The 15,460-nt window shown below is 54.1% G+C and carries 14 protein-coding genes, 2 tRNA genes and 2 pseudogenes; 7 read left to right on the top strand and 11 right to left on the bottom strand.

The window, feature by feature from the left end; all coding sequences use genetic code 11:
- Positions 1-52: 52 nt before the first annotated feature.
- Complete coding sequence (gene tcyJ, locus EDF73_RS01005) at positions 53-853, bottom strand: cystine ABC transporter substrate-binding protein (RefSeq protein WP_132724834.1); 801 nt, start codon at positions 851-853, stop codon at positions 53-55.
- A 199-nt stretch (positions 854-1,052) separates the two neighbouring features.
- On the opposite strand from tcyJ, the gene amyA reads away from it, so the two are divergent.
- The gene (gene amyA, locus EDF73_RS01010; RefSeq protein WP_132724836.1) at positions 1,053-2,540 is read left to right on the top strand and encodes an alpha-amylase; all 1,488 of its coding nucleotides are present in this window, start codon (positions 1,053-1,055) and stop codon (positions 2,538-2,540) included.
- 46 nt (positions 2,541-2,586) lie between these two features.
- On the opposite strand, the gene yedD is transcribed toward amyA, so the two are convergent.
- Positions 2,587-3,003 carry a lipoprotein YedD gene (gene yedD / locus EDF73_RS01015; RefSeq protein WP_165905613.1) on the bottom strand — a complete coding sequence of 139 codons (417 nt, stop codon included), beginning with the start codon at positions 3,001-3,003 and terminating at the stop codon, positions 2,587-2,589.
- 480 nt (positions 3,004-3,483) lie between these two features.
- On the opposite strand from yedD, the gene rcsA reads away from it, so the two are divergent.
- Positions 3,484-4,107 carry a transcriptional regulator RcsA gene (gene rcsA / locus EDF73_RS01020; protein ID WP_132724838.1) on the top strand — a complete coding sequence of 208 codons (624 nt, stop codon included), beginning with the start codon at positions 3,484-3,486 and terminating at the stop codon, positions 4,105-4,107.
- 55 nt (positions 4,108-4,162) lie between these two features.
- Here rcsA and dsrB read toward each other — a convergent pair whose 3' ends face one another.
- Entirely contained in the window at positions 4,163-4,351 is a 189-nt protein-coding gene (gene dsrB / locus EDF73_RS01025) for a protein DsrB (RefSeq protein WP_132724840.1), read from the bottom strand.
- Positions 4,352-4,537: 186 nt separating this feature from the next.
- On the opposite strand from dsrB, the gene yodD reads away from it, so the two are divergent.
- The gene (gene yodD, locus EDF73_RS01030) at positions 4,538-4,765 is read left to right on the top strand and encodes a YodD family peroxide/acid resistance protein (RefSeq protein ID WP_132726228.1); all 228 of its coding nucleotides are present in this window, start codon (positions 4,538-4,540) and stop codon (positions 4,763-4,765) included.
- A 322-nt stretch (positions 4,766-5,087) separates the two neighbouring features.
- Here the strand turns inward: yodD and dgcQ are convergent.
- The 3 genes and pseudogenes from dgcQ to EDF73_RS01045 all read right to left on the bottom strand — a co-directional run bounded on the left by dgcQ (position 5,088) and on the right by EDF73_RS01045 (position 8,011).
- Positions 5,088-6,743, bottom strand: a pseudogene (gene dgcQ / locus EDF73_RS01035) (cellulose biosynthesis regulator diguanylate cyclase DgcQ).
- 100 nt (positions 6,744-6,843) lie between these two features.
- Positions 6,844-7,023, bottom strand: coding sequence for a DUF2158 domain-containing protein (locus tag EDF73_RS01040; protein ID WP_132724842.1), 180 nt, complete (start codon positions 7,021-7,023; stop codon positions 6,844-6,846).
- Between the two features lie 76 nt (positions 7,024-7,099).
- Positions 7,100-8,011 (bottom strand): DUF808 domain-containing protein, encoded by a 912-nt coding sequence (locus EDF73_RS01045; protein ID WP_132724843.1) that lies wholly within the window; start codon positions 8,009-8,011, stop codon positions 7,100-7,102.
- A 246-nt stretch (positions 8,012-8,257) separates the two neighbouring features.
- Here EDF73_RS01045 and yedA point away from each other — a divergent pair, with 246 nt between their 5' ends.
- Positions 8,258-9,169 (top strand): drug/metabolite exporter YedA, encoded by a 912-nt coding sequence (gene yedA, locus EDF73_RS01050; RefSeq protein ID WP_132724845.1) that lies wholly within the window; start codon positions 8,258-8,260, stop codon positions 9,167-9,169.
- Here yedA and vsr read toward each other — a convergent pair.
- The 4 genes and pseudogenes from vsr to drpB form a co-directional block, all read right to left on the bottom strand.
- Entirely contained in the window at positions 9,144-9,599 is a 456-nt protein-coding gene (gene vsr, locus EDF73_RS01055) for a DNA mismatch endonuclease Vsr (protein WP_243655195.1), read from the bottom strand. The two genes, yedA and vsr, sit on opposite strands and share 26 nt — an antisense overlap.
- A 19-nt stretch (positions 9,600-9,618) precedes the next feature.
- Positions 9,619-11,052, bottom strand: a complete 1,434-nt coding sequence (locus EDF73_RS01060) for a DNA cytosine methyltransferase (RefSeq protein ID WP_279387962.1) — start codon at positions 11,050-11,052, stop codon at positions 9,619-9,621.
- Between the two features lie 56 nt (positions 11,053-11,108).
- On the bottom strand, positions 11,109-11,804 hold the full coding sequence (locus tag EDF73_RS01065; RefSeq protein WP_132724849.1) for a phosphohydrolase: 696 nt from the start codon (positions 11,802-11,804) through the stop codon (positions 11,109-11,111).
- 42 nt (positions 11,805-11,846) lie between these two features.
- Positions 11,847-12,101, bottom strand: a pseudogene (gene drpB, locus EDF73_RS27585) (cell division protein DrpB).
- Between the two features lie 578 nt (positions 12,102-12,679).
- Between drpB and ompF the strand changes: the two are divergent.
- On the top strand, positions 12,680-13,732 hold the full coding sequence (gene ompF, locus EDF73_RS01075; protein ID WP_279387975.1) for a porin OmpF: 1,053 nt from the start codon (positions 12,680-12,682) through the stop codon (positions 13,730-13,732).
- Positions 13,733-14,198: 466 nt separating this feature from the next.
- On the opposite strand, the gene EDF73_RS01080 is transcribed toward ompF, so the two are convergent.
- Positions 14,199-14,288, bottom strand: a tRNA-Ser gene (locus tag EDF73_RS01080).
- An 89-nt stretch (positions 14,289-14,377) separates the two neighbouring features.
- On the opposite strand from EDF73_RS01080, the gene mtfA reads away from it, so the two are divergent.
- On the top strand, positions 14,378-15,178 hold the full coding sequence (gene mtfA, locus EDF73_RS01085; protein WP_165905614.1) for a DgsA anti-repressor MtfA: 801 nt from the start codon (positions 14,378-14,380) through the stop codon (positions 15,176-15,178).
- A gap of 100 nt (positions 15,179-15,278) precedes the next feature.
- Positions 15,279-15,354: transfer RNA gene (locus EDF73_RS01090), tRNA-Asn, on the top strand.
- Positions 15,355-15,460: the final 106 nt, after the last annotated feature.

Below are 15,460 nucleotides of genomic sequence, written 5' to 3' on the forward strand. Positions count from 1 at the left end.
GGACGAAATAAAAAAAGGCGCTATCAGTAGCGCCTTTTTTCACCGCCGGTCGTTACTTCGTCACGTCGGCGCCAAACCATTTTTCCGACAGCGCTTTCAGGCTACCGTCTTTCTGCATGTCGGCAATCGCCCCATCGACCGCTTTCAGCAGATCTTCATTGCCTTTGCGCAGCGCCACGCCAGATTCCTGACGGGAGAACGCTTCGCCGGTCACCGCCAGGGTGTTGCCGGTTTTCTTGACCAGATCCAGCGCCGCCAGGCGGTCAACCAGAATCGCATCGATACGGCCTACGCGCAGGTCCTGATATTTGGTCGGGTCATCATCATAGGTACGAATATCCACACCCTGGACGTTCTGGCGCAGCCACTCTTCGTAGTTGGTCCCCAGACCGACACCAACTTTTTTGCCTTTCAGGTCAGCCGCGGTTTTGATCACCCCTTCGTTACCCTTTTTCACCAGCGCCTGGATACCGGAGACCGTATAGGGGGTCGAGAAGTCATATTTTTGCTTACGCTGGTCGGAAATAGTGACCTGGTTAATCACCACGTCAATACGTTTGGAATCGAGGGAAGCCAGCATACCGTCCCATTTGGTCGGTTTCAGGTCGGCCTTCACGCCCAGATGTTTTGCCAGTTCATTGGCAAAATCGACTTCAAAACCGGTCAGCTTACCGTCGTCGCCCTGATAGCTGAACGGCGGATAGGTCCCTTCCAGGCCTACGCGCAGCGTACCGCGATCTTTAATCTGGCCCAGCAGATTTTCTGCGGCGAAGGTTTTAGCGCTGACGCCCGCCATTAAAACAACGGCCATGGCGCCCATCAGCGCCTGACGACCCAGAAGTGCTAATTTCATAGATACCCCTAATAGTGATATTTTCTTGTAGTGTAAGGCGTTTAACCCTGCACACCAACACCGATACGCTACATCTTATGCGAATTTATTATATATGCAGCGGTTCAGGGTATAGCAAAAAGGCAGTCAAAATTGGTCGAATTTGCTGGAGATCTCTCATACTGCAAAGGTCAGCTTGATGACGTCTGGAGCACGGAAGATGAAAAACCCCACGTTATTGCAGTGCTTTCACTGGTATTACCCCACCGGCGGCGAGTTGTGGCGCGAAGTCGAAGCCCTGGCGCCAAATCTGAATGAGATCGGCATTAATATGATTTGGCTGCCTCCCGCTTCGAAAGGGGCTTCCGGCGGTTACTCCGTCGGTTACGACAGCTACGATCTTTTTGACCTCGGCGAGTTCGACCAAAAAGGCACTATCGCCACTAAATACGGCGACAAAGCGCAGCTGCTGGCCGCCATCGCCGCCCTGAAACAGCACGATATCGCCGTTCTGCTCGATGTGGTGGTCAACCATAAAATGGGCGCGGATGAAAAAGAGGCAATCCGCGTACAGCGCGTCGATGAGCAGGATCGCACGCAAATCGCCGCTGAGGTGATCGAGTGCGAGGCGTGGACACGCTACACCTTCCCGGCCCGCGCCGGGCAGTATTCGCAGTTCATCTGGGACTACAGGTGCTTCAGCGGCATCGATCATATTGAGAACCCCGACGAGGACGGCGTTTTTAAGATCGTTAACGACTATACCGGCGAGGGCTGGAACGACCAGGTCGATGACGAAATGGGCAACTTTGATTATCTGATGGGTGAAAACATCGATTTTCGTAACCATGCGGTCACCGAGGAGCTGAAGTACTGGGCGCGTTGGGTCATGGAGCAAACCGGCTGTGACGGCTTCCGTCTTGATGCGGTGAAACATATCCCCGCCTGGTTTTACAAAGAGTGGATCGAGCACGTCCAGGAAGTGGCGAGCAAACCGCTGTTTATCGTCGCGGAGTACTGGTCGCATGAAGTCGATAAGCTCCAGCAGTATATCGATCGGGTGGACGGCCAGACGATGCTGTTTGATGCGCCTTTGCAGATGAAATTCCATGAAGCGTCTCGCCAGGGGCGCGATTACGATATGAGCCAGATTTTTAGCGGCACACTGGTTGAAGCCGATCCTTTTCATGCCGTCACGCTGGTCACCAACCACGATACCCAGCCGCTGCAGGCGCTGGAAGCACCGGTGGAGCCGTGGTTTAAACCGCTGGCCTATGCGCTCATTCTGCTGCGCGAGAATGGCGTGCCTTCGGTTTTTTATGCCGATCTTTTCGGCGCCAGCTACCAGGATACCGGCGGCGATGGCCAGACCTATGCCATTGAGATGCCGGTGATCGAACAGCTGCATGAGCTGATCGATGCTCGCCAACGTTTTGCCCACGGCGTGCAGACGCTGTGGTTCGACCACCCTAACTGCATTGCCTTTAGCCGCAGCGGCACCGAGGAGGATCCGGGATGCGTGGTGATATTGTCGAACGGCGATGAGGGCGAGAAAACGCTGGCGCTGGGAGCCAACTATGGCAATAAGCGCTGGAAAGACTTTCTCGGCAATCGCCAGGAGGTGGTGGAAACCGACGACGAAGGCTGCGGCACTTTTACCTGCAACGGCGGTAGCGTCAGCGTCTGGGTGATTGAAGAGGTGCTGTAGAGCTGAGAACATCGCGGGCTGAAGCTGGTATCAGCCCGCGCGTGCCTTAGGGCGCGCTGGTTTCCGCCGCGGCCTTCTTCCACGCCTGTTCGCACTCGGCGGTTAAACGGTCGACGCGGGTCAAAGTCATACGATCGTAACGCAAGGTATTGCCCGAGCGTTCAACGGGATAGACGTCCAGACCGGAGGTCACGTTGTAGACCTGGTCGTCACGCTGCATTAATTTCCCCGGCAGGGCGATCACCCGCTGCCACTGGCGACAATCAAACGTATCGCCATTTTTAGTCACCATCAGGCTGGCAATCGCATCCGGGCTCATCATTTCGCTCTGCGGGCCTTTTGACTGCCAGTATCCCTCTAACCCGGCGGGCGCTGGCGCTTTGACAACCTCGTCGTAATTATCCACCTGGACACATCCAGCCAGAGTAAACAGCGCGCCAGCAATCACTATCTTTTTCATCATTCATCCCACAAACCGATAAAAAAGTATTGTGGCATTAAAGCGTTAAGCTCGCCACCCCTCCGGCAAAGCGATACCGCCCCGATCGCAAACGGCAGCCCGGAAACGCCCCGCGCGACTGTCAGACAAAAGGTACGTCAGCCCCGCCCTGTCGGCCATAAATTAATAACGTTAATAAAAGAACGCCGCCGCCAGATCATTATTCGCGCAATCAGCGTAAGGAAATTCCGAAAAAAGCGGGATGATTTAACGCCAACCATATCTACGATTGGGAATTTTTGCTTTTAATTCCCTCACATAACTCATTGCCCCCTGTACTTTGAGAATATTCCTGGCAAATTATGAGCCATATTACGGAATAGTTTAGACTACCTGATGGTTCCCACACTGAACCTGGTTTTATTACCAACTTAAATTAAATGGACTTCATCGCGCTTGTCGGCGAGGGATAAATTATCGTTACGTGTTGATTGAGGATGGGTCATGTCAACGATTATCATGGATTTGTGTAGCTATACCCGACTGGGATTAACCGGGTATCTGACAAGCCGAGGAATAAAAAAGCGCGACATCAGTGAAGTGCATTCAGCGGAAAGCCTGAAAGAAACCTGTGAATTAGTGCGTCCGGCAGTGGTGTTTATCAATGAAGATTGCTTTATTCATCATCAGCACAGCAATCAGCTTATCCGGCAAATCATTACCCAACACCCGGGGACGCTATTTGTTATCTTTATGTCGCTGGCGAACGTTCATTTTGATCACTATCTGCTGGTGCGTAAGAATTTACTTATTAGCTCTAAGTCGCTTACGCCTAAAGACCTTGATGACATTCTGGGTAATCGTCTGAAATACGATAACTACAACACCGCGCGCATAAATATACCGACGCTCTCGTTAAGCCGCACCGAATCAAATATGTTACAAATGTGGATGGCTGGGCACGGCACCTCACAAATATCGATGCAAATGAACATTAAGGCGAAGACGGTTTCTTCGCATAAAGGAAATATTAAAAAGAAAATCCAGACCCACAATAAACAGGTGATTTATCACATCGTGCGTCTGGCAGAAAACATTACATCAGGTATTTACGTCAACATGCGCTGAGCGCGGCGCGGCAGGAAAACTGGCGGCAGGCCCGCCAGCGCCGACGCATGATGCGCTACTCATCTCTCTCAACGAAGATCCCGTCCGGATGCCCCGTTTCGTTGAAAAACCAGATCCCCAGCGGGTAGTCTTCCAGCGAAACCAGATACATAGTCCCTTCACTAAACGACTCTATTGCCAGAACTACCCCCGATCGACGTGGGCCACCGTCGGTCTTCACCGTGACACGATCGTTCACCTGCATAACTTATCTCCTCTATTTTTGTGCCAGTGTAGAACAAAACTGACCACTGCGCAGCGCTCTGCCGGGTGACTGGCGCTTTTATAGACCGTCCGGTCCTTGCTGGTTCTCGATCGGGCTTCAAAGGCGGTGGAATCATTTGCGGCTATACTTAAGCAGGCACGATCGGAGCCAAACGAGGTAGCCATGATGAAAACCGCCAAAGATAGTGGGTATGCGGGGAGTGGTGGGGTAAATGTCGATGTTGACGCCCTACTGGCGGCGATTAATGAAATCAGCGAGAGTGAAGTTCAGCGTACGCAGGACGATCCGCACCACGTGAGCATTGATGGTCGCGATTACCACACCTGGCGTGAGCTAGCGGAGGCTTTTGAACTCGATATTCATGACTTTAGCGTCAGCGAAATCAACCGTTAACCACAGGTGAAAAAAATCCCGACTCGCAGGAGTCGGGATGAAACTTGCTAATGCAAGAAGCACTTGAAAATTCGTTACACCGGGAAATCCGTTGCGTAGAAAACATTATCCTCAATTATTTTGCATGACAAGAGCTATTCATGACGAAAATAATTGAGAAATGACGTTAACATGTTGCCGCACGTCGAAAATGCAGACGGCAGAAGGGTTTGATGCGCCCGTTGCGTTCGCCGATGACCATTGCCCCGGCATCTTTTTTAAGATAAATCTCATTTCACTATCGGCATCCCTGACCCACCTCACCAGCGTGGCAGATAAAGCATCACGGCGGGTCTTTAAAGCAGACCCAATTGCGCCCGTTTTGTTTTGCCAGGTACAGACGATGGTCAGCGACAGACTGCAGGCTTTCAAAGTTAAATTCCGCACAATCATCGCTGCTGCTGACCCCCAGCGAAGCGCTGATACGCAGGCTGGTATCGTTGCAGAGCAATATTTCGCGGCTGCTAATGCGGATACGGATGCGCTCGGCGATGGCCGCCGCCGCATGCAATGAGGTGTCTGGCATGACGATGCAAAACTCTTCGCCACCGACGCGCCCGGCGAGATCGGTTTCGCGGAGGATGCTCACGATGGTGCTGGCGACCAGCGACAGGACCCGGTCTCCGGCCTGATGCCCGTGCAGATCGTTGACCTTCTTGAAGTAGTCAAGATCGAGCTGGATCACCGAGATCGGCCGTTTTGTTCGCTCGCAGGCGCCGGCGGTGGCTATCGCTCGATCAAACAACGCGCCCCGGTTTAACAAACGGGTGAGCGCATCGTGCCACGCCTGCCACTCCAGCGACTTTTGCAGCACGCTCATGTTGCGTACCATGCGCAAAATCACCAGCCACGAGATAATCAGCATCAGGGTAAAGAGCAGCCACATCAGCGTCAACGCGATAGTAATGGTGCCGAAATCGCCGCGTACCCCTTCCTGCAACGTATGGATTCGCAGCAAAACTCCATCAAAGTTGTTGAGCTTCTCCCAGCTGATATAGCGCGTGAATAAATGAATCCCGCCCCGGTTATCGTGTAAAAAGGCATAGCTGAGCATCGCCCGCTCGCGAGGTGACAACAGGGTTAGCACCTGGCCCGGCGATGACGAGGCGATCAGGTTCAGCCTGCTGTCATACAGCTGGTACTCCCCTTCCTGCCCGCCTTTTATCGCGCTGACGAGAAACGCTTTCATCTCGCGCACCGAGAAATTCATCGCCAGCACGCCGAGCCAGTCGTGCTGAAAGTCGAGCGGAACGGAGGCGGTCACCACCGGATCGTCACCCTGGGTATCCTCCTCCTGCTGGACGGTTTGCCAGACGCCGCCACGGCCCGGGTTATTCCGCTGCGTCTGGCGGGAAAACCACGGGGCGCCAATGGCCTGAGTCGCGTTATTCGGCGGCTGCGTGCTGGTAAAAAAACCGCTGCGTGAGACGTAGAGCATACGCTCGTGGAAACCGCGATTCTTGTTGGCCAGCAGCAGCAGATACCCCAGTTCGAGAGTCGCCATCAGCTCATTGCCGGTGAGGATATCGTTGCGCGTCAACGTGCTTTGACCGTCGACAAAGGCATCAGAGACGCCATACACCGGTAATGTACGCCGGTTATGCAATGCCACGGACCAGATCGGCTCATGCCGTTTGCTCATCTACTCCTGCTCTGCCTTGCGTAATATCGCGAAATCGAGCGGGGTTTCCAGCGCCGACTGCATCCCGTTGCGGAAAAAGACCATCCGGTTGATATTGAACTGCAGCAGACCGTCCATTTCGTGGGCGACGTTTTGCAGATTGTTGCGCTGATTGGTGACATACGCCCCTTCCAGCACCATCACTTCACGCCATATCAACAGCGTAGAAAAGAATAATACCGCGACAAAACAATAGTTAACCACATGTCCCGGGCTAGAAATGCGGCGAAGTTTTCTGACCCACAACGGTTTATCCATTGTTCTCTCGCAGTACTTTCAATGACACACGCACCATCAACGCTCCCTGTCAGACACAGCAACAACAAAGCGCCCGACTTTTGCCGGGCGCTATCGGGGGTCAGGAAGCGTTATCTTGCCCTCCCTCCCCACGGACTAACTCATCCTCACGGAAAGCCTCGTGCTTCACGCTATAGCCGTCATACCAACGACATTCGACCATTCCATTCGCGAAGCCCGTCACAACCATGCGCGGCCCTCCGCTCTTTCGCCTCACTTCATCACTGACCAACAATACCATTTTTTAGTCCGTCATCTGGGAGAATCCGTTTCACCTTAGACGAAGCTGAGCGATTTTGCATAATCCCCGGCAGATTTTACTGCGCCGCTGCGCGAAGCCCGTTAATCGCCTTCACGCAGGCCAGCGCCACGGCGCCGACGATAAAGCCAAGGACCAGATTGACGCCCGTCGGCAGCAGCGAAGCGATGATACCGGACTGCTGGCTGGCCAGGTGCTCCACCGCGTGGTGTACCGGCGTAATACCGTGTACGATAATTCCGCCGCCAACCAGAAACATCGCCAGCGTACCGACGATGGAAAGCAGTTTCATCAGACGCGGCGCTACCGCTAATAGCCCTTTACCAACCCACTGCGCCAGAGCGCTGCTTTTTTCCACCAGCCAGTAACCCATATCATCCAGTTTGACGATAATACCGACCAGGCCATACACACCGATGGTCACCAGAATGGCGATACCGGAAAGAATCAGAATCTGATTTAACAACGGAGCATCGGCGACAATGCCAAGGGTAATGGCGACAATTTCGGCGGAGAGAATAAAATCGGTACGGATCGCCCCTTTTACTTTATCGCGCTCAAAGGCCAACGGATCCTGCGCCGCAAGAGCCTCCAGACGCTGCTGCCGGGCCTGCGGATCCTCTTTGTGTTTCCGCGCCTGGACGCTGTGCAGCACTTTTTCAACGCCTTCATAGCACAGGAATGCGCCCCCCAGCATCAGCAATGGCGTAATCGCCCACGGGATAAACGCGCTGATTAACAAGGCCAACGGCACCAGAATCACCTTATTGATGAACGACCCTTTCGCCACGCCCCACACCACGGGTAATTCCCGATTCGCACGTACGCCCGTCACCTGCTGGGCATTAAGAGAGAGATCGTCCCCCAGCACCCCAGCCGTTTTCTTCGCCGCCAGTTTCCCCATCACGGAGATATCATCCAGTAAGGTGGCAATATCATCCAACAGCGTTAAAAGACTACTTCCTGCCAAAATTGCATTCCTTCATTTGTGGTTAGCAACAAAATCGCTCTGGCGGCAGCGCGGCCTGAGCGCCGCAACCTGAACGATGCGATGTGTTGTAAGCATAGAGTATGCGGTAAAAGTGCTTTCTCGCCCAGAGGAGCAAATAGTCAATAAAAATTTAACAATTACAGATCAATTAAAGCACTCGCCAGCGCGGTAGTTTTCACGTTTACTATATGCCTCCTTTCTATCTCTGTACCGTCGTGAGGACGTATGTCTACCCGCCAGCTACTGCCGCTTATCGGGGCGCTGTTTTCGCTCTATATCATCTGGGGCTCCACCTACTTTGCCATTGCCATTGGCGTTGCCAGCTGGCCGCCGCTGATGATGGCCGGGATCCGTTTTCTCTCCGCCGGAGGACTGCTGCTCGCCTATCTGCTGGCGACCGGACACCGTCTGCCGCCGCTCAGACCGCTGCTCAACGCCGCCTTGATCGGCGTTCTGCTGCTGGCGGTCGGCAATGGTTTTGTCACCCTGGCCGAGCACCAGCATGTGCCTTCAGGAATTGCGGCGGTGATGGTGGCGACCGTACCGCTGTTCACCCTCTGTTTTAGCCGTTTTTTTGGTATCGCCACCCGCAAGATTGAGTGGCTGGGAATTGCAATCGGCCTGGCGGGAATTGTTCTGCTCAATAGCGGCGGCAATCTGAGCGGCAACCCGTGGGGCGCGCTGCTGATCCTCATCGGCTCAATAAGCTGGGCTTTCGGCTCAGTCTACGGCTCGCGAATTACGCTGCCGACGGGCATGATGGCGGGGGCGATTGAAATGCTCGCGGCCGGGCTCGTGCTGGCGGTGGCATCATGGCTGACGGGTGAAACCCTGACCGCGATGCCGTCATGGTCCGCCATTTTCGCCGTGGCCTACCTGGCTATTTTCGGTTCGGTGATCGCCATTAACGCCTACATGTATTTAATTCGTAACGTCACCCCTGCCGTTGCCACCAGCTATGCCTATGTTAACCCGGTCGTCGCGGTGCTATTGGGAACCGGGTTTGCCGGTGAAAGCCTGTCGCGGATTGAGTGGCTGGCGCTGGGGGTGATTATTTTTGCCGTCGTGCTGGTGACGCTGGGGAAATACCTGTTTCCTGCCCGCAGTGAAGTCACGCCTTGCGAGGTGGAGAAGTAAGCGGCCACTCGCCGATGCCCTGAGTGTCGATCTGCGCGCGGAGCCCGCCGCCGCAGATCCACTCCTCCAGACGCTCAATCAGCGCCTCATCGCTCAGCTTTAACCGCCCGCGCAATGCGCATTCCCAGACGATCAGCACCCGCCAGCCGCGCTCCTGCAGCAGCGCCATATCCCGGCGGTCGCGCGCCACGTTGCTGCCAATTTTATCCAACCAGAAGTCGGTACGCGTGGCGGGAACTTTAAATAAGTAGCAGTGATGGTGATGCCAGAAGCAGCCGTGGGTAAAGATGACGCAGCGGTACTGCGCCACGACAAAATCCGGGCGCCCCGGCAGCGCGGCGTCCTGCACGGTAAACGCGAACCCGGCCTGGGTGAGCAGCGCGGCGAGCCGCTTTTCAATTGCCGTATCGCGTGTACCAATGGCCCGCATATTTTTACTGCGCGTAGCCTTATCGTGGACGTCCACCGGCATCATCCTCGCGGTCACGGCGCGCCACCGCCTGCGCGATACGGGGTTCCAGCAGCTTCGCGACGGCCGCAAACACCGGTACCACCACCGAGTTGCCAAACTGACGATACGCCTGGGTATCTGAAACCGGGATGCGGAAGCGGTAGCCCTGGGGGCTTTCAAAGCCCATCAACCGCGCACACTCGCGCGGCGTTAAGCGGCGCGGACGGCGCTGCTGGTTCTGCGGATCGTCAAAGTGTTTTTCCCCCAACGGCCGGTCCCAGCCGCGATCGATAAGGATCTCGGCGCCATCCTTGTAGTAGCGCGCGGATAGCGTCCGCGCCACGCTGTGCGGATTAAGCGGGTCAACTAACCCGTAACCAAAACCGTTGCCCAGCGCCTGATGCTTGCGCGCGTAGTGATAGAGATACTTCCACAGCACCGGCGTGAGGATAAATTTAGCATCGACGGTCGGTTCCAGCAGATCGCCAAACGTCGGACGGGCGGCCGGGTAAAGGGTTGAAATAGCACGCAGGCTAAAACCATCATGCAGCTGCAGATCGCGGCGGAACCCCACCAGCACAATGCGTTCCCGGTGCTGGGGTAAAAAATGACGCCCGTCGATCACTTTCGGATCGTCCGCCCCGCTGTGATCGGCATCGGCGACTTCATAGCCGAGTTCATCAAGCGTCTGCATGATAATGCGGAACGTCCGCCCTTTATCATGACTCTTCAGGTTTTTGACATTCTCCAGCACAAAGATGGGGGGCCTGCGGGCGGCAATGATTCTGACCACATCAAAGAACAGCGTGCCCTGAGTCTCGCAGGCAAAACCGTGCGCGCGGCCCAGCGCATTCTTCTTCGACACGCCAGCCAGCGAAAAAGGCTGACAGGGAAAGCCCGCCAGCAGAACATCATGCTGCGGAATGGTATCGCGGATATGCTGCGCGGCCTCGTCATCGCTGACGTCCGGGCGATGGCTGAGGGTAATATCGCGGATATCCTCATTAAAACGGTGCTGTTGCGGGTCGCAGTACCAGTTCGCTTTATAGGTGCGCAGCGCATGTTTATTCCACTCGCTGGTGAAAACACATTGCCCGCGGATCGCCTCAAAGCCATTGCGGATGCCGCCAATGCCGGCAAAGAGATCGACGAAGCGAAACGCATAGTGCGGATGATGAGCCGGCGGCGGCGGCAGTAGCGTCATCAGATGCGCATACTCTTTCGCGCTTAAACGGTTGGCTGCCCGGACAACCGTCGCCGCGCGTTTTAATATGGCCGGACTCCAGTGCTGGTCGCCCACGGCCACCAGCTGCGCCACCAGCGTTTTGACATCGTAGATGGTCATCAGCTGGCGCAGCAGCGCCTGCGCCTCTTTCCCGGCGTGTTGCGGGGGCAGAGACGGACTCTTTTCCTTCGATAAATTTTGCGGCATAACCTCAACCAGCACGGACAATTTTGCAGAGATTACCATAAATAGCGCGGCCAGTTTCAGGCCTGTGGATCAAAACGCCGTAAAACCGCTTCATCCAGCGCCAGCGGGTCGCCGCGCAGCTCCGCGCTGAGCTTGGCCATAAACTGGACGAGAAAACGCGCATTATGCACCGCCAGCGCTTTGCCTTTCTCGGTCTGCATCGTGCCCGCTAAACGCAGCAGCTTGCACTGGAAATGGTCCAGCGCATACTTTTTGTCATCCAGCTCACGCCGGTCGGCGAAAGGGTCATCGGCATCAAACAGGATAGTATTTAGCGCCCCGGAAACGGCAAACACCCGGGCCAGCCCAATCGCGCCGAGGGCTTCCATCCGGTCAGCATCCTGAACAATTTTTGCCTCTTCGGTACGGGCGGGAATACCGGCGCTAAAGCTGTGCGCCTCAATGGCATGGAAAACGGCAGGATAACGATCGGCAGGGAAATCAGGAAAAGACGACTGAAGAATCTCCAGCGTTTTTTCCGCCGCCATCACCGAAGAACGGCTACGTTCAGGATGATTTTTCGCCAGACTGACAATGTCATGAAAATAGCAGGCCGTCAGAATAACGAGGCGATCGACATCACTCTCCGCGGCCAACCGCTGCGCGGTACCCCACACGCGTCGAAAATGGGCAGTATCGTGGGCGGAGTCGCCCTGTGAATGATGTTCCGTTAGCCAGGTTTCAAATCGTTGCTGCCAGTCAACCCGTTCCATGCGCGTTCCTCTGAAAGAAGGTAAGCGCTGAGCATAGCAACTTTAATCATGATGTTCATACATTCGGCTACCGGGCCGGGTGTAGCAGGCTATCGCCCCAGCACGGCTCCGACCGCGCCAGGCCATTTGCCGGTCGTTGAGCCCAGATCGCCGTCAACCGTCGCCCCGGCACACGTTGAATTCTGCCTACGCCCCACCAGTAGCGCATCATTGCCCACAGAAAGTAACCGCAAAAGGTGTAAAAGGCCCAGAGTGCAAGTTCCCCCCCCTCAGGCTTCGTTTCGCGTTCTCCTCCATTAACCTCTCTCTTTATACCGTCGGGCGAAACGCCAGCGTTGATCGCAAAAAAGTGACGCATATCACATTACGCTGTGAAAAAGGTGATGAAACAGTCCCCCCTTGCCGGACGGTGTTGGTCCTCTGTCGCCGCAGGATGTTTTTTCATGACGAGGAGATATTCTCTGCCGTCATGCCCCCGTCCCTGGATAATATATCCGCGCTAACAGCAGAGCAGCGTGACGGGCAAAAACGCTACGTCACTGAAAATATCCACCGCAATCTCCTGCCGTCAATTTATGATATTCCGGCAGCAAATAACTTAAGAAAAAACAATTGAGGCAGTGAATTTCATCACCAGGGAAAAATCATTGTCAAAATCAAATAACCCACTGTTATATAAATCAATAACCATCACCAATACATCATTGAGAAACAATAAAATTAAAATATAAAGATTCATTTGGAAATATTTAGTAATATTAGATATGATTTACTTACATTTATAATTTAAATAAAAATAAACCTTATCGATAATATTAAATCGCTTTCAGAAAGAGATTTCACCATTCATATTAATGATGATTCAGAGGGAATATATAATGAAAAGAAAAACACTGGCAATTCTGGTTCCGGCATTCCTGATGGCTGGCGCCTCTCACGCGGCAGAAGTTTACAACAAAGACGGCAACAAGCTCGATCTGTACGGCAAAACCGTAGGTCTGCATTATTTCTCTGATAACAAAGATAATGACGGCGACCAAACCTATGCTCGTCTGGGTTTTAAAGGGGAAACCCAGATCAACGACCAGCTGACCGGTTACGGCCAGTGGGAATATAACTTCCAGGGTAATAACACGGAAGGAAGCGACGCTCAGAGTGGTAACAAGACCCGCCTGGCCTACGCCGGTCTGAAATTCGGCGATCTGGGGTCCTTAGACTACGGCCGTAACTATGGTCTGGTCTATGACGCCATCGGCATTACCGATATGCTGCCGGAGTTTGGCGGTGACACCAGTAACGCCGATAACTTCTTCACCGGCCGTACCGGCGGACTGGCGACCTACCGTAACAGCAACTTCTTCGGTCTGGTTGACGGTCTGAGCTTCGGCGTACAATATCTCGGTAAAAATGAACATGATGACTCGCGTTCTAACGGCGATGGCTGGGCAGCTTCTCTGAGCTACGAAGTTGATGGTTTCGGCGTGGTCGGCGCTTACGGCGCGGCGGACCGTACCGATGGACAGCAGGCTCTGGCCCGCGGCAACGGCGATAAAGCCGAGCAGTGGGCAACCGGCCTGAAATACGATGCGAACAATATCTACCTCGCAGCCCTGTACGGCGAAACCCGCAATGCGACCCGCATTACGGGTGGCTTTGCCAACAAAACTCAGGATTTCTCCGTCGTTGCGCAGTATCAGTTCGATTTCGGCCTGCGTCCATCCCTCGCTTACTACAAATCTAAAGCGAAAAATGTTGAAATCGTCGGCAACGAAGATTACATCAACTACATTGATATCGGCGCGACCTACTACTTCAACAAAAACATGTCCACCTATGTTGACTATCAAATCAACCAGATTGATAGCGACAACAAGTTGGGCGTGAACTCTGACGATACCGTCGCCGTGGGTATCGTTTACCAGTTCTAACCAGCAGTCCCTCCTTCGTGATATGCCTGAAAAGCAGGACTTCGGTCCTGCTTTTCTCTCTTTGTCCCCTCCCCTGAAAGGGAAGGTTTTGCCCGGGCAATAGATAAAATGCGGGACATCGCGTAGAGAGATCTCTTCGATGATATTGACGGGCGCTAAGGGTCCCCCGCAACAAATCATCTTCCTGACGGGGCGCAAAACCGGCGGTTTCACTGATCGGAGGTAGCCACCAATATCGTGAGCGCGGGTCAGCCATCATCTCTGCTGGCAGAAGCGGTCATTCTGCTCATGTATCCTCATCTTCTCTGCACGCGACGCTTTATCTCTGACAAACCGGAGGACGGTACCCGGTAAAGTATTGCGCATGGGAAAAATCAGGAAGATGATGATTGCAGGCGTACACGGCGACTGCTATACCAAGTGTGACGGGGGTCGTTGAAAGGAATTGACGTAAGTGTTTGAATAGTGGCGGAGAGAGGGGGATTTGAACCCCCGGTAGAGTTGCCCCTACTCCGGTTTTCGAGACCGGTCCGTTCAGCCGCTCCGGCATCTCTCCGCTGTGAGGTTGCTATAATGCCAGGTTCTTTGGCATTTTAATAGTTCCTGTCTCTTTAATTATGTTCAAGTGACGACTTTGCGAGCAATATGATGTTTAAATGGCCCTGGAAAGTAGATGAAGAGTCCGGCAACGCAGAAATGCCCTGGGAACAGGCGCTTGCCATTCCTGTTTTAGCCAATCTTTCTGCGCAAGAACAGCGGGAACTGGTGGCGATGGCGGCACGCTTTCTGCAACAAAAACGTCTGGTTGCCCTGCAAGGGCTTGAGCTGGCCCCGCTGCAAAGCGCCCGTATCGCGCTGTTGTTCTGTTTACCGGTGCTTGAGCTCGGCATCGAGTGGCTGGATGGTTTCCACGAGGTGCTGATCTACCCCGGCCCGTTTGTGGTTGATGATGAATGGGAAGATGATATTGGTCTGGTCCATAACCAACGGGTTGTACAGTCCGGGCAAAGCTGGCAACAGGGGCCAATCATCCTGAACTGGCTGGATATTCAGGACTCGTTCGACGCCTCCGGTTTTAATCTCGTGGTCCACGAAGTCGCGCACAAACTGGATACGCGCAATGGCGATCGCGCCAGCGGCGTACCGTTGATTCCGCTGCGCGAAGTTGCCGGCTGGGAACACGATCTGCATGCCGCGATGAATAATATTCAGGACGAGATCGATCTGGTCGGTGAAAGCGCAGCCAGTATTGATGCCTACGCGGCGACCGACCCGGCCGAGTGTTTCGCCGTGCTGTCGGAATATTTCTTTAGCGCCCCGGAGCTATTTGCCCCGCGTTTCCCGGCTCTGTGGCAACGTTTTTGCCACTTCTACCGCCAGGACCCGCTACAGAGATTACGTGAAAATGGCCTGCAGGATGCCGACGATACGCACGTTGTGCACTAAAACAACGGGTTGGCTTAAATTTAGCCATTTGAATCAGTGGCTTAATTTTAGTGTTGACACAAAAATGCGAGGCCAGTAGTATGCGCCTCGTTCACACGATTCCTCTGTAGTTCAGTCGGTAGAACGGCGGACTGTTAATCCGTATGTCACTGGTTCGAGTCCAGTCAGAGGAGCCAAATTCATGTTTTCATGCCGCTTTGCGAATCCTTATGTGATTCAGATTCAATAAGTTAGCGTGAAAAGTCTTCCCGATGCGTTTTGATTTTACCCTCTGCATCGGGA

Origin of the sequence: Klebsiella sp. BIGb0138, from assembly GCF_004342285.1 — a bacterium.
Taxonomy (GTDB): Bacteria; Pseudomonadota; Gammaproteobacteria; order Enterobacterales; family Enterobacteriaceae; genus Klebsiella.

Coding starts and splice junctions, on each gene's coding strand:
- tcyJ (WP_132724834.1), bottom strand. CDS start 853: ATGAAATTAGCACTTCTGGGTCGTCAGGCGCTGATGGGCGCCATGGCC.
- amyA (WP_132724836.1), top strand. CDS start 1,053: ATGAAAAACCCCACGTTATTGCAGTGCTTTCACTGGTATTACCCCACC.
- yedD (WP_165905613.1), bottom strand. CDS start 3,003: ATGATGAAAAAGATAGTGATTGCTGGCGCGCTGTTTACTCTGGCTGGA.
- rcsA (WP_132724838.1), top strand. CDS start 3,484: ATGTCAACGATTATCATGGATTTGTGTAGCTATACCCGACTGGGATTA.
- dsrB (WP_132724840.1), bottom strand. CDS start 4,351: ATGCAGGTGAACGATCGTGTCACGGTGAAGACCGACGGTGGCCCACGT.
- yodD (WP_132726228.1), top strand. CDS start 4,538: ATGAAAACCGCCAAAGATAGTGGGTATGCGGGGAGTGGTGGGGTAAAT.
- EDF73_RS01040 (WP_132724842.1), bottom strand. CDS start 7,023: ATGGTATTGTTGGTCAGTGATGAAGTGAGGCGAAAGAGCGGAGGGCCG.
- yedA (WP_132724845.1), top strand. CDS start 8,258: ATGTCTACCCGCCAGCTACTGCCGCTTATCGGGGCGCTGTTTTCGCTC.
- vsr (WP_243655195.1), bottom strand. CDS start 9,599: ATGCGGGCCATTGGTACACGCGATACGGCAATTGAAAAGCGGCTCGCC.
- EDF73_RS01060 (WP_279387962.1), bottom strand. CDS start 11,052: ATGCCGCAAAATTTATCGAAGGAAAAGAGTCCGTCTCTGCCCCCGCAA.
- EDF73_RS01065 (WP_132724849.1), bottom strand. CDS start 11,804: ATGGAACGGGTTGACTGGCAGCAACGATTTGAAACCTGGCTAACGGAA.
- mtfA (WP_165905614.1), top strand. CDS start 14,378: ATGATGTTTAAATGGCCCTGGAAAGTAGATGAAGAGTCCGGCAACGCA.